This is a genomic window from Enterobacter sp. AG326 (assembly GCF_004362415.1).
Taxonomy (GTDB): domain Bacteria; phylum Pseudomonadota; class Gammaproteobacteria; order Enterobacterales; family Enterobacteriaceae; genus Enterobacter; species Enterobacter asburiae.
This window is the reverse complement of sequence record NZ_SNXG01000013.1, coordinates 1-13322: the sequence shown is the minus strand read 5'-3', so window position 1 is coordinate 13322 and position 13322 is coordinate 1. Positions and strand designations below refer to the sequence as shown.

The 13322-nt window shown below is 44.5% G+C and carries 9 protein-coding genes and 5 pseudogenes; 6 read left to right on the top strand and 8 right to left on the bottom strand.

Translation table 11 applies throughout. The annotated features are described in order from the left end of the window. Positions 1-745: 745 nt before the first annotated feature. Positions 746-1260: pseudogene (locus DFO52_RS23370) on the bottom strand (DDE-type integrase/transposase/recombinase); the annotation flags it as partial. A gap of 842 nt (positions 1261-2102) precedes the next feature. Here DFO52_RS23370 and DFO52_RS22100 point away from each other — a divergent pair. The 5 genes and pseudogenes from DFO52_RS22100 to DFO52_RS22080 form a co-directional block, all read left to right on the top strand. Next, positions 2103-2345, top strand: coding sequence for a hypothetical protein (locus DFO52_RS22100; protein WP_133551196.1), 243 nt, complete (start codon positions 2103-2105; stop codon positions 2343-2345). A 3-nt stretch (positions 2346-2348) separates the two neighbouring features. Beyond that, positions 2349-2840: a sigma-70 family RNA polymerase sigma factor gene (locus tag DFO52_RS22095; protein WP_133551195.1), complete on the top strand. Its 492-nt coding sequence runs from the start codon at positions 2349-2351 to the stop codon at positions 2838-2840. Positions 2841-3272: 432 nt separating this feature from the next. Further along, positions 3273-3435: pseudogene (locus DFO52_RS23365) on the top strand (hypothetical protein); the annotation flags it as partial. Positions 3436-3528: 93 nt separating this feature from the next. Continuing rightward, positions 3529-3663: pseudogene (locus DFO52_RS22085) on the top strand (transposase); the annotation flags it as partial. A gap of 88 nt (positions 3664-3751) precedes the next feature. Further along, positions 3752-4378: pseudogene (locus DFO52_RS22080) on the top strand (transposase); the annotation flags it as partial. Between the two features lie 411 nt (positions 4379-4789). On the opposite strand, the gene DFO52_RS22075 reads toward DFO52_RS22080, so the two are convergent. The 7 genes from DFO52_RS22075 to DFO52_RS22045 form a co-directional block, all read right to left on the bottom strand. After that, a complete protein-coding gene (locus tag DFO52_RS22075; RefSeq protein WP_133551194.1) occupies positions 4790-5773 on the bottom strand; it encodes a fimbrial protein in 984 nt (327 codons plus the stop codon). A 42-nt stretch (positions 5774-5815) separates the two neighbouring features. After that, entirely contained in the window at positions 5816-6400 is a 585-nt protein-coding gene (locus DFO52_RS22070) for a fimbrial protein (protein WP_243737951.1), read from the bottom strand. Further along, complete coding sequence (locus DFO52_RS22065; RefSeq protein ID WP_133551193.1) at positions 6393-7013, bottom strand: fimbrial protein; 621 nt, start codon at positions 7011-7013, stop codon at positions 6393-6395. The genes DFO52_RS22070 and DFO52_RS22065 overlap by 8 nt, the downstream gene beginning before the upstream one ends. A gap of 42 nt (positions 7014-7055) precedes the next feature. Beyond that, positions 7056-7799, bottom strand: a complete 744-nt coding sequence (locus DFO52_RS22060) for a fimbria/pilus periplasmic chaperone (protein ID WP_243737955.1) — start codon at positions 7797-7799, stop codon at positions 7056-7058. A gap of 79 nt (positions 7800-7878) precedes the next feature. After that, positions 7879-10353, bottom strand: coding sequence for an outer membrane usher protein (locus DFO52_RS22055; protein ID WP_133551192.1), 2475 nt, complete (start codon positions 10351-10353; stop codon positions 7879-7881). Positions 10354-10413: 60 nt separating this feature from the next. Continuing rightward, positions 10414-10965 (bottom strand): fimbrial protein, encoded by a 552-nt coding sequence (locus DFO52_RS22050; RefSeq protein ID WP_133551191.1) that lies wholly within the window; start codon positions 10963-10965, stop codon positions 10414-10416. A gap of 65 nt (positions 10966-11030) precedes the next feature. Beyond that, entirely contained in the window at positions 11031-11561 is a 531-nt protein-coding gene (locus DFO52_RS22045) for a fimbrial protein (protein ID WP_133551190.1), read from the bottom strand. An 841-nt stretch (positions 11562-12402) separates the two neighbouring features. Between DFO52_RS22045 and DFO52_RS22040 the strand changes: the two are divergent. Continuing rightward, a pseudogene (locus DFO52_RS22040) lies at positions 12403-13225 on the top strand (IS3 family transposase); the annotation flags it as partial. Positions 13226-13322 lie beyond the last annotated feature (97 nt).

Below are 13322 nucleotides of genomic sequence, written 5' to 3'. Positions count from 1 at the left end.
ACATTGTCTCCTAATATCCACACAGAGAACCAGTCAATCCTGTGAAAATACGCGCTTGTTATGCTTGAAGCGCTCGAAGTCTCTCGTATGGCGCCATTCTTTTAACTTGCGGTATGAAAAACTTGCCTCGTTCAGGGATTTCCACTGTCAACTATACTGATAATCAAGAATATGGTTTCGATGCAGCACCGTTACTAATACGTTTCCGGTTCCTGCCTAGTTGATGGCAGGTTTGTACCTTGGCATAAGTTTTGCTTTTTTCGATAGTTCATTGAAGATACGCCATACGCTGCATGTCATCTTTCCACCTTCAGAAATTATCAGTTACGAAACACTCCCCTCTTTTTGCATAAGTGCCAAGTATTGAAAAGTTATTCATTATTTTTTCTCACATTATGATACTTCGCGGGAGTATTCATCATAGTATATGCATTTAAGATGGATTTGTATAGGTAGTACAGCACCAGATCTGCTTTAAAAAATCGGACGATTATCTGCGAAGAAACACAAGATTCGCTACTCAGTCAGCTGTGATTTCTCCAGTATGTTGTGTTTATCCCCTACACCGTGACCAACTCCTCACAACTGTAAATGAGCACTTAGCATATTCCGTGTGCGTAGTTTCACTGAAACTACCACACGTAATGTGGACACGAATCTAAGAAAAATCCTTTTTTTCAGAGTGTTACGGGCTGAGTTCGCCACAGACACTGTGACGAACTCAGGGAGTTTAAGCGCACCTGCGATAATTAAATACCATCGTACGCATTATTTCCATACTGATAAAGCGTCCACTGTGAATGTATCCGACTTTCGGTAAGTGGAATAAGCTTTACGCACAAGCGTTATCATGACAGCACATTTTTGCACTCATGCTGCCCAGTGTCTGATAATCTGCCGGGCAGTACTGCCCTCCACTACCTGTGTTGATGATGACATCCTGTAGCAGTTTAGGCCGCCACAACGCCATCTGCATCCCATCGCAAGCCAGTTGCTCTGTCATCCGGAGTACATCGACCAGCCAATAACTGCCCGAGACCATAGTTCAATTATCATGGCTATGTACAACCTGCTTTCATCCGTACCTAAGTAGGTAATGCTCCTGACCACTTCTGGTTCAGGCAGCTGGCGTAAAATCCTGTTTAACGATACCGGCAGGTCATAGTCGCGGTAACTGACATGGCTGAACTTACGTGAAGTTTTCGCTCGAAGCGCCTCACGACGCAGGCTTAATGCCACGGTTTTCAGGTTAAACCGGTAACTTCGGGGTCGGCTGACCTGCTGGCCTTTGAGCTGTCCCGTGAAAGCGCTGCGTCAGTATGACCGGCGGGATTTTTCAATAAGGGAACAAATATGGATGACTTGTTTATTGCGACTGAAAGCATGAAGGTTGGTAAGGAAGGTGCTGGCCTTGCAACACGAATAATTGAGGCAGTAGTGTCGATTCTCGCGGCTCTAAAGGGGATAAGTTTGACGCATTATTTTACACGAAAGCGCTAGGAAAGGGCCGCTGTGTCAGAGTCTCTGTGGCCTGCTCGACCGTGTTTGTTGTCGTCGTAGCGGAAGCTCAGCGTGGCACTTCCGGCCTAGTGCGCCAGCCGGGAGCACGCTATCGTTGGGTATACCTAAGTAGGACAGCTTTGAGAAGTGCGCTGATGTTTCTTTCTAATATTCCCCATTCGTCAGTAACTCATTTCAATTCTTTCTGGAGTCGACCAATAACAGCAAAATCATCTGGCAACTCTTTTTTACTGGAATAGCTCGGCACGTACCTGTTTTAATTCTATGAATGCATAAGTCGGTAATGCATATGCGACTCGACCTGCTCCTGAGTTATATAAAAAATTAAGTTATTAATATTAGCTGGTATTTCTTAATATTTCCTGAAACGCCCTATCAATCAAACGGCTGGGTGGTCAGGTTTTTGATATTTAGGCTTATTATGAATAATTTAGAGATAGCCGTCACGAATTCAAAACCATGATTTATAAGAATTTTTTAAAAATTACTATTTATTATATTGCCTTTAGTTAGAGCATCTGGATAATAGTTTTCATATCATTATTTAATAATTTTTAATTTTCGATATTAGGAAAAGTGTCATGAGACGTTCGGAAATCATCATTAACTGTTTTACGAGAGAAAAAAAGGAAGGTGATGTTAATCACTACACATTGCTTTTATTGATAAACTATACCTTCAACATTCTTTATCCTTATGAAGGGTATGGTGAATGGGATGTCGATGTGGAGAACAGTAAGGCTGATGAATACGGTAATAGAATTTACCCAGCGCAATTATCAAAGATCGGCCTCTATATTAAAGAGTTATGGGATGTGCGGTAATAAATGAAAAAATACGCAATATTGTTGAGTCATAATAACTTTCTGTATCTCGGTCTTGAGCATTACCTTCGTCAATCAAATATTTTACTTTTTCATGAAAGTGATATTAATAAGTTTTTGAATCTCTGTTCAGCAGCAGAGGACGATGAAGTAATTGTTTTCTATGACGACCAGTTTAGTAAAATAACTCCGGTTATTTTTCACGATAAGTGTTTCTCTTTAATTAATACAACTCATTTAAAACAAGATCGACTGAATGATTGTTTGTTATTGGATGAAGAAAAACCATTAAAATCTTATCCATCTCACTTTAAGAGTACTGTGATGGAGAAAAAAGCAATTTATTACTATGCATTTTATAAAATGACTTACAGAGAAATTGCAAAAAAAATGCAGATCACTGAGACCCGAGTTAGTTACATTATCAATAACTACGTCAAAGGCATGAACTTTAAAAACAAGAATTATTTTATTATTCATCTCAACCCCATGTAGAAGTGGATTTATTTCTGATGAAATAAAAGACACCTAAGATAAAAACGTCGTCTAAGTGCGATAATACTATTTTAATAAAAAACTAAAGGTTTATATTCATGTATTTATGGTGTTGGACACCTTAAGATACATATATCGCACAGAAACCTTTTTTTTATATACCCATTATAAGGTGCATAGAATCCTTTTTTGCAAGTTCATATGGTTTTAGAATGTATACATTTCAAGAATTATGCATAGCTTTGGATTATATTTTTTTAATTTTAAAAAGTTTCTTCCTAATGGTTGTCAAGTTTATTTGCGTTATACATATAACCATTTATGAGTTCATGATCAGATAAAGTTGAATAACAGGAGTCGTATGAGCTGAGAGCTTCACGTACGGTTATTTGAGCGCCCAGAGTGGGAGGAGCCCTCTGGCCTGCTCGAGACCCGGTCCAGGTGCTGTTGCCGGGGAATAAGAATTCGAAGACCGTAGGTTGAGGACTTATGTTCGTGATGACCGAAAAGTCGGTGCAACGCTGGCACCGGTTCTCTGGTTCGCCAACAGCCCGAACAGAAGCCCGGAAAAAAAGGTATCCATCCGCAGGCTCATTGTAAGTATCCCCGTAAACCGAACCATTCACTTTTAGAGATCTTCCGACATACTGATTATGTCCAGTCAGGAGATCACCATGCGTAAAGCAACAACTGGAAAGCGAAGTTTGGCGGTATGGAAGCCTATGATATCAAAAAAATGAAAGACTTAGAGGATGAAAACCGTCGCCTCAAACAGATGTTTGCTGATCTCAGCCTTGATTGCCGGGCACTTAAAGACGTCATCCTGAATAACCTGACACCGGAGGAGTACCGGCTGATGGCCGAAAAACCGGAAACCTCAAAAATTGCGTGGAACTAAAACGGGTGTGCTTACACATCTTGCCGGCTTCAGCGGTGTGCTGCAGGCGGATCCGTACGCCAGGTTCAACGAGCTGTACCACTATGTTACGATAAAGGAAGCCGCATGCTGGGCTCATGCCCGCCGAAAGATGCACAATGTGCACGTCCGTATTCAGTCAGCTCTGCCCGAAAAAGCCCTGAAGCTTGGTCAGTTGTACGCCATAGATGCGGATATAAGGGGAATGCCGGCGTAGCATAGGCTTGCTTAACGTCGGCAAAAAACGATACCGCTGTTGAAATGCCTGGAAAGCTGGTTGCGTTAAACATGAAACTCTGTCGCGACACTCAGAGCTCGCGAAAGCGTTCGCGTACGCACTTAACCAGTGGTCGGCACTGACGTACTAAGAGGACGATGGGTGGGCCAAAGCAGAGAATAATATCGCTGAAAACTGCCTTGCGGACGGTCAGTCTAGGCTTGTTCTTCTGCTCTGAACATGGTGGGGAGCGGGTAGTACTGCTGTACAGCCTGAGTTGGTACGTGCAAACTGAACGGCGTTGCTCCAGAAAGTTAACTTTGCCATGTGCTTGGCGTCAGAGTTGACTGGCAGGTCAACAGGGTCAGCGAACTGCTCCCCTCGCGCATAGCACTGCCAACTTAATAACACATCACCGTCAACACGGCCCTCGCTGTACGCTTACGTTTGTGTAAGAGAGTACATTATAAGCGGTTTTGATTTTTAGCGACAAAAAAGCTTTAATATATAAAGCAAACACATGCTTACCACTGGCTAAATTATAGCATGATGTTTCTTCCCAGCAGGTTCCGATATTGTAGAAAATTATGGCGTAAGCGCCTTTAAACGAGCAGCATTACCGTGTTCAAACTATGCGGTCGTTGCTTCTACCTGTAGCAAAATCACAGGAGGAGATACTTACTGACCGCCCTTTTCTCTTGATTCTTTTTTTAAAATGCACGTTGTGCGATTTTACACTCATCAGATAATTGGTTAAAAGAAGTGCTTACCGATTTAGCACCTACGACGTCTCTGGTTCTCGAATTATGCTTAATATTAGGGCAATCCAATTTGGATGACCGCTGTAGCATTAAAAGCACCCGTCTCGGGTAACTGTGCTGAGTTTCTTACAAGGTTGAAGCTAATAGAGTCAGTTCCCTGACCATTTACCATTTGGCTATTGTAACTGCTGTTTACCCCAACCAGGCTGCTGGTCTTTACCATAGCTACTCCAAGATTACTATTACTGGTACCAATTAAACGATTATTGAACGGTGCAGTTTTAGTTGCCTGCAACGTGATGCTAATCGCTTGTGTTACTCTTGTATCCGAGCAGCTATAGGTTAAGGATACTGGTTTTGTATACTCACCCGGAGATATGGGGTCTGTGGAGATTTTAGAGTCAATCACGCTGCCGAAATCTATATCAAGAACTCCTCCCCCATTAATTGCGCACGTATTTGGCCATAATGTAATATTCTTGGCGGCTAATAAATTAAGAACGACCATATTATTAGAGGGGTTAAAGTTAGCTGTTTGCCTTACAATGATTCTACCTAATGATTGATTAGCCGCTACTTGTATGGAATTCGGCGTATTGCTTTTGGTGATAAATGGAGAAATGTTTAATTTTACCCAGGGGCCGTATGGATCGAATTGAATAGATGATGATGGCATCTCTGCAATACGAATGCTTCCCGGCACAGGGATGTTATATGGAACATTGTTAATAAACAATCCACCAGTATAGCCGCTAAACGGTAAGGTGAAAGAGTCCGCAGAAAATGTTGCCCAAAAGTCTTTTTCACCAGGATTAGAGTAGCTATTAGCACCATATCTACAGTATATATCTAAATCCCCATATGTATAATAACTATCTGATGTAGGCTTAAGGTCGACATAAACATTATTCGACGTTCCATTCTGAATATTAAATGGGGTCCCACCAGAAGTAACTTTACACTCGGCCGAATAAGCGGAAAAAGAACACATACATAGTATTGCAGGCAGAAGCACCATTATTTTTTTTTGCGTTTTCATATTATTTTTCCTTTTTAAATATGGTTTCTATAATTTAATAACCTACTGATAGTCTAGCAAAAAAGTCGCACTCGCGCTAAAAGCACCCAGACCAATAGTCTTACTCGCCAGAGCCTGTGGTTCAGCCTGAACATAAGCTTTAAAGCTAAGTATCGTTGTCCGGCTTGTTGTTGACAAAAGGTTTTCAGGCCCCCGGACATTCAGAGGCAGCGGGGTTGAGCTTGCTCCCCCCGTTTCTATGCCCACAGCAATTCCGCTCGCACCACTTCCTGCATTAACCGCCAGCAAGCCAGGGAGAGAGCTGTTTTCCTTACCATTAAAGGTCAGCCTGACCGCGCTCGCCCGAGTAGTATCACAGTCGTCAAGGTGCAGGTAGAATGGCTTACCGGGGGTACGTGTATTGATATACAGATACTTGTCAACTACCGTACCTAGATCAACTGTGAGAGCTTCGTCACCTGCTCGGATTTTGCAAGGGGTACCGAGTACCGTTCCTTGCATCGTCACCTCAAGTGGGGCAGCTATGGCAGAGGGAATAGTAACGAACGTAGCTATAATGAGCCAGCACTGCTGCAGCACTTCGAATTGCCATGGTCTATAGTTCTGTCGATTCATTACTTTACTCATAACTTAGCCTGAAATTGACGCTGGCAAAATAGGCTCCCGGTTTCAGAGGTGCTGCTGTACGTTCTGGCGTGATGTAATACGTTAGCACATCACTGCCGGGCGCCAGAAATTGCGGCTTAGCCTGCTCTCCTGGTACAAGCTCGCTGTCTGCGCTGTCCGTGAATCGAAGTCCTACGCCGTTGATTCCACTGGCACGAATCAGCTTCGGGTTAGTTTGGTCATTCTCGCTGAAAAAGGTCAGAGACATGGCTGGCATGTTGCTACTCCAGCTAACATTGCCCAGCATATCGGGATTGTTCGATGCGCTACGAATGCAGTCTCGCAGGCGCAGCTGAAATGCAACGGGAGAGCCACGACTGCCGACTACCGATAACTCTCCCGTTGAAATATTTCCCATCTCTACTGTCTGATCCTCGGATGACATTTCGAGACGACATGCACTTTCCGTCAGTACTCCTGACACATGAAGTACTCCGTTGTCTCCCTCGACCAGTCCATAAGTCTTGCCTGCATTCACCTGCGGAGCTAACAAGGTAATCAGTGCAATTCCCGGCATAATATATATTTTCCTTCGGTTCAGGCACAATAACGCCAGACTCATAATTCTGTTCATTTTCTTTCTCCTTATTCTGTAATGCGTCAGAACATCAGACTGTTATTTATTGTCCCTTTTTTTTAGATCCACCCTGCACTCAGTGCCGTCGCAACGAAAAGTCAGGGAAGGCATTGCGCCATAATCATTCACATACACCAGTACAGGCTCCCTCCCCAGTTCTGAAGCCTTTCCACCAATCTTTGCTGAACTTTTTGGGGGAACCATCATGGCTTCAAAGCCCTTTACCGGATCCCCCTTAACTTTTGAACTTGCACCAATAAGGGTAATGTAGTATGGAGTAGGGTTATTGACCGTATAGCTTTCTCCGTTTCTGGTAAGCGTTAATTTTTCCTGAAAAGGAGCTGACTGCTGTTCAGCTGCCAAAAGTGCAAGTGCTTCGGGACGATAAAACAGTTTTATGCGTGTCTGCAGTGCAATCTGTAATATGTTTTGCTTATTACTCTTGGGGGGGATTTCGCGCAGGTTCAGATAAAAGAGCGTCTCTTTATCCTGTGGCAACAGACTTAACCCAGGCGTTGCCTGTATTTTTACCTGACTTTTAGCGCCGGGTTCAATCCGCTGTACCGGTGGCAGCAGGATCAATGGGCCACCGGCCTCAAGCTTATTTCCGTTCACATCTTCAATCCATCCCTGTGCCAGATAAGGCAAAGATCTGTTCTGGTTATTTACATTCAGACTCACCGATTTTTCATTTCCCGGAAATACAACACGGGTCCTGTCCAGAGAAATTGCTGAGTGCGCTGCAGCGGGTATCAGAAAAAGGGTTACTGCCACTAACATCATGCAATTAAGTAAGATTTTTTTCATTTTTTTTCCGCTCATCATAGCCATACTGGATTTTTTTCCTCACAGGGGGAGAAGGTTATTCATCGTTTAAAGACTCTGCTTTTACGCATGGTAGTATCAGGCTGTTAGTGCTATTTGCGACTATTGACTGAGGTATCGTTACGAAGCACTGGTCGCGCCCGCTCCAGTTAACAGACATTTTCTCTTCCGGTTGAATACCGCTCAGATAAACGTGGCCGTCGTCGTTCACGATACCTGACTCTTGTTTCTTCTGATTGAGTACCGATGCCCCGAATGGCGGAACAGAACCGTCATCCATCACAATGATGGCCATAGCCTTCTCACCATAAATCACATCAAACTTGCGATAGCCAATCGCGCCTTCCGTGAACGTGCCCTGAACTACGGAGCGCGTGACTTCTGCATTGTCCGCAAGCCGATCAATGTCAATTTTCAGACTGTTACGGTAATAACTCGTTATATCTGTGACCACGGCTTTACCAAAACGGTTGCTGTTCACTGCGTTGCCGTATCCTCCAACCGGAACATCCGCAACTCCGCTGGTATCAATCAACATGCGTGTTCCTCCTGTCAGACTGCTACGATGTAATGCTCCCCCCTCAGGTGTTAAAGTCGCACCGCCGGTTACAGAGACACTTACTGCACTATATTGCCCTTCACGATAGCTCGCTGATGCATGAACATCAGCAGCTGAGCCACGATGCGAATAATAGCCACTTACATCTGACCCATCTCTCGCTGTGCCACCTCTCACTTGATAAGTATCACCGTTCTTCAACCGGTCGTAATAACTGACAGAATTACGTGTATCTGCAGAGGTGTAGAAACCGTTGTAACTAATACGGCCCGTCTGACCAAACGGGAGCGAAAGGGACAGATACATGCCATCGTCATCGGTTTTATTGAAGCGATTACGGTACGCTGTGAGAGAAAGATTGACTCCTCTGAATCCGGCAACCTCAAAACTTTTTGAGGTTGTAAGGTCATACCGCTCCGTCGTCGATTTGTCCCAATAGGATTGATGACTGTAATTGAGGTAGGCACTCAAATCTAATGATTCCAGATACTGATTGAAGGAAACGGTATACATCTCCTTATTTTGGCCATACCTGATACCCGTTTGACGCGCATCGAGGTAATCACTCATTGACATAAAGGTACTGTCAGAGAAACGATAACCGGCAAACGTCATCTTGCTATTGGTCTCATCAAAACGTTTTGAGTAACTGAGGCGATATGACTCTCCGGTTAGATATTCCCCGCCCGGCGGACGCGCCCTTGACTGTGTGACATCAGCAGATAGCGCTCCCAGAAACAAAAGATCGCGACCAAGCCCAAGTGAAGCTGCTGCATAATTTCCTCCTGCAAGCCCTCCCCCGTACAATGACCAACCATTACTGATACCCCATGAAAACTCAGCGCTGCTAAAGGCTGGGCCGTTAACATGGTGTTGACTATCAGAAGCACGCCCAGAGGCTGCTCTGAATCGTACCTGCCCGGGTCTGGTCAGATAAGGTATTGTGGCGGTATCGACTTGGAAAGTCTGAACACCACCGTCCTGTTCTTCTACCCGAACATCTAGTTGACCTGATACTGAACTGTCCAGGTCCTGAATACGGAACGGCCCTGCAGCAACCTGTATCTCCTTAATCAATCGACCTTGCTGGCTTATAATGACTCGAGCATTGCTACGTGCAACACCGCTAACTTCCGGCGCATATCCCCGCAGATTGGGTGGGAGCATGTTGTCATCTGAAACAAGGCTTGCGCCGGTGAAGCGGAAGCTGTCAAAAATGGATGAGTTAAGATAATCCTCACCCAAAGTGAGTTTTGCGTTCCACTCCGGTAATGCGCGATAGGCATAATAACGACTCCATTCCCAGTTGATGTCCTTCCCTTCAGTCGTTCCGGAGCGACGATCATAACGAGCCTGCCAGTCTGCACGTAAACGCCAAGAACCGAGATTAGCCCCTGTTGTGCCATTACCACTTGCATATGTACCACTACCACTATCTGCGCGCATCTGATGCTGATTCTGCACATTAAGGTTGTAGTCAAAAAGTATTCCCGGTATGCCACTTTCCCAGCGACCCGGTGGATCCCAGTCTGGGTTACTGTATTCCAGATAGACATGTGGTATGTTCAGATACAACGTTGAAGTGCCCAGATCGGTGTTCACCTGCATACCGGAAAGGCTTTCAATGTTAAGACACTGATCATTGTGCCACCAGGTGAGTTCATTTCGCGCTTTATCTGTGAGGCTCAATTTGTCAATCAGCTCAGGAGTAAGGCAGACTTGACTACCCTTAGGATTGTTATGTGGCACAATGAAGCTAACAGGCTCCTCTGGCAATAGCTGAGCATTAAGGTTTACTGCAAGACTATAAGTGCCGGGAAGAATGAATCCCTTTTGTGAGAACTGGCTCAGATCAATATTGCTGCGATCCTTCACGTCCAGGATGTCGCTATTGAACTCAATGTCATCGGCTTGAACACAGACAGTCCCGACAATAAAAAGTGCTGAACCCATAGCAATCTTGCAAATCACAGCAGTGAGGGAACGGGGAAAAAAGTGCACCATAGCAAGCTCTTAGTTGTAAGCCATTGTGAAACGTATTGCAGCCTGATAATCGCCGGCCTGTAATGTTTTCAGGTTACCCACAAGATTTACGTTATAACGAAGTCGCATCTCGTCAGGGATAATCGCTGCAGGAGACATTACATATCCTGGCCGAGCCAGATTTCCTGCTTCATCGGTTATTGCGAGGGCAATTCCGCGAGCATCGCCGGACAATCCAAAGTAACCTTGGTCATTTTCGCCGTTAAAAGTCACACTAAAGGTTTGCCAGTCTGGTTTGTCAGGATCGAGTCGTTGCAAAACACAGTCGACCAGTTGAATAGTGAAGCTCTTTTGAGGGCCGCGTCCGTCGCGTACTATCTGGCTAACTGGTACTGCATCCATAGTAAGCACCTGTTCACTATCACCTACATCAATTGCACAGGGGCGTTCGACGATTACCCCTTCCATGTTGACAACGCCATTCCCTGCCTCACTCGCTGGTACCTGACTTGACTGAAAGATGGTTAAACTTGTCAAAACGAAAGGGAAAACATGATTTTTCATGTTCAGATGCCAGTTCATCAGCTACTCCCAAAACTCAGAAAGCCGTGCACCTTTTGCCACGGCTTTGGTCAAAAAGCTGTATCTTATTGGTAAGCTAGCTTGAAGGTAAGCGGCGCAGAAAATGCACCCGGAACGATCGTTGCTCCTGAACCGCCGCCTTTGATCCGAGCAGTGAAAACAAGACTCGGCGATGAACCGTCGGTAAAGGCGTTTGCAGCTGTTGGTGTATTGATTTTTACTTTCGCACCATCAGCTCCGCTGAGAACGAGATAAACCCCTGATGCATCACCATTAACACCAAAACTTTCTCGGTCATATGTACTAGCATCTCCATCGAATGTTACCGTCACTTTGTCTTTTATTCCTGCACTAGAAACAGTGCATTCCTCAAGCTGGATAGTAACTTCTCTCGGAACTGATTCCCCGCTGTTGTTATTTTTTGCAAGCGCGGCATTTGAAATCAAACCCATCTGTATTGTCTGATCCACAGAGTCTGCAGAGATTGAACACGGTGCATCGATAACAGATCCTTCGAAAGTGATGTTACCCGAGTTCGCATGTACTGCATGTACACCTGAGAGGGACAGCACAACCGCCATCATAATTTTATTCATACGTTTTTTTATTCCTTGTAATTAAACAACTTATCAAAAAATATCTGACAAGAATTTTTCTTTGAGCAGCTTTAAACGCATTTCCGACTGTAATGACTTACAAAAGCAGGTCGTTTTGGTTTATACAATACTCCTCCTTATCTTTACGTTATAAGGATTCAAAAGGTCAGGTTCTTTAGGTGGTTACGTTTTGGTGTCTTTGCTTTGACTAAAATTACACATGCAGAAGCACGATTAAACATAAGAGAAAAAGCAATTACATTAAAACTCCTAAAGTCAAAGTACTGTCCAACTAAGCTACTTTTAACTAACTAAGCAAAGAAGAACAAAAGTACAAGAGTGCTTGTTTTCACACAACCTTAACCTTCTATTACAAATATAACTCCTATTGAGTAAGTAGATCAATAGTAATCAAACAGTATTATTCCCCAACACTAAAATAAGATAATAATTATTAATACTTTTAATCTTAAATAAAATATATGCGTAGTTGATTGATATAAATTGGAGTGAAACTCAGGCATTTAAGGTAGCGTGTTCAAGTCTGAGGATTGATTTGAACGAACCTCATTGGAAAAAGTTCACATTGCTTTAAAATGATAGCTAGAGAGGTATAGCGCGCGAAAAATGATATTAAAATCAGTTATCGGGAAGTTATCAGGCATCTTTTTGGTCGAGAGTGCTCACAATTTTTTGATACCATCATTCAGTGATTTTTCGTCATAAAAACTTGCGACATTCAGAACATTAAAATTATAAATATTATTCTCACCTTATTCCAGTGGACTGACCCCGCCCCGGTAGACGATCCTGCCCTATAGTTTGAGCACAGGAGGAGCGTATGGGCACACCTGAATTTAAGGAAGAAGCCTTACGTCAGATAACAGAACGCGGTTATTCCGTTGCCGAAGTATCCGACAATCTGGGCGTTTCTGCACATAGCCTCTACAAGTGGCTACGGGCTGTCAAACCTGATAACAGCGAACAACATGCCCGAGATTTACTGGAAGCCAAAAGCGAGATCCTGAAACTCCGGGCACAGCTAAAACACACCGAAGAAGAACGGGATATCCTGAAAAAGGCCGCGCGGTACTTTGCAAAGGAGCCCGACTGAAGTACCGCTTTATCAATGAACACCTCACTGTATGGGGTGTGATGACGATGTGTCGGCTACTGAATGTCGCCCGGCAACCCGGTCTCGGCGCTTGATAAAAATAACCAGCGTCTGCTGATGCTTATCCGCGACTCATATTCACTGAGCGGAGGCTTATACGGTTACCGGCGGGTTCATGGCGACCTCAACGAAATCTGGGAAACCTGCGGCAAAAACCGGGTGGGTCGTATTATGCAACAGAACCGGATCAAAGCCGTACGCGGCTATAAAGCGCCGCGTCGTATCGGCGGCCGACCTTCAGTGGTTGCCCCTAATCGCGTACAGCGGCAGTTTACTTTTGTCCTGGCCAATCAGGTCTGGGTTACAGACATCACTTATATCCCCACCTGACAGGGCTGGCTGTATCTGGCGGTGGTTATCCGACCTCTTCGCCCGTAACGTGGTTGGCTGGTCGATGAAGCCCACTTTCTCTCACGAACTGGATCTCGACGCGCTGATGATGGCCGTCTGGCGTCTAAAACCGGACGGTGAGGTTATCGTACACAGCGATAATAATAATGCCGGTGTCATTTTTTATCATCACTCAGTTTGCCGTTTAACCAGATTGGTGTGATTACTGATGCAGTGAAGACCTTCCCGCATCCTGA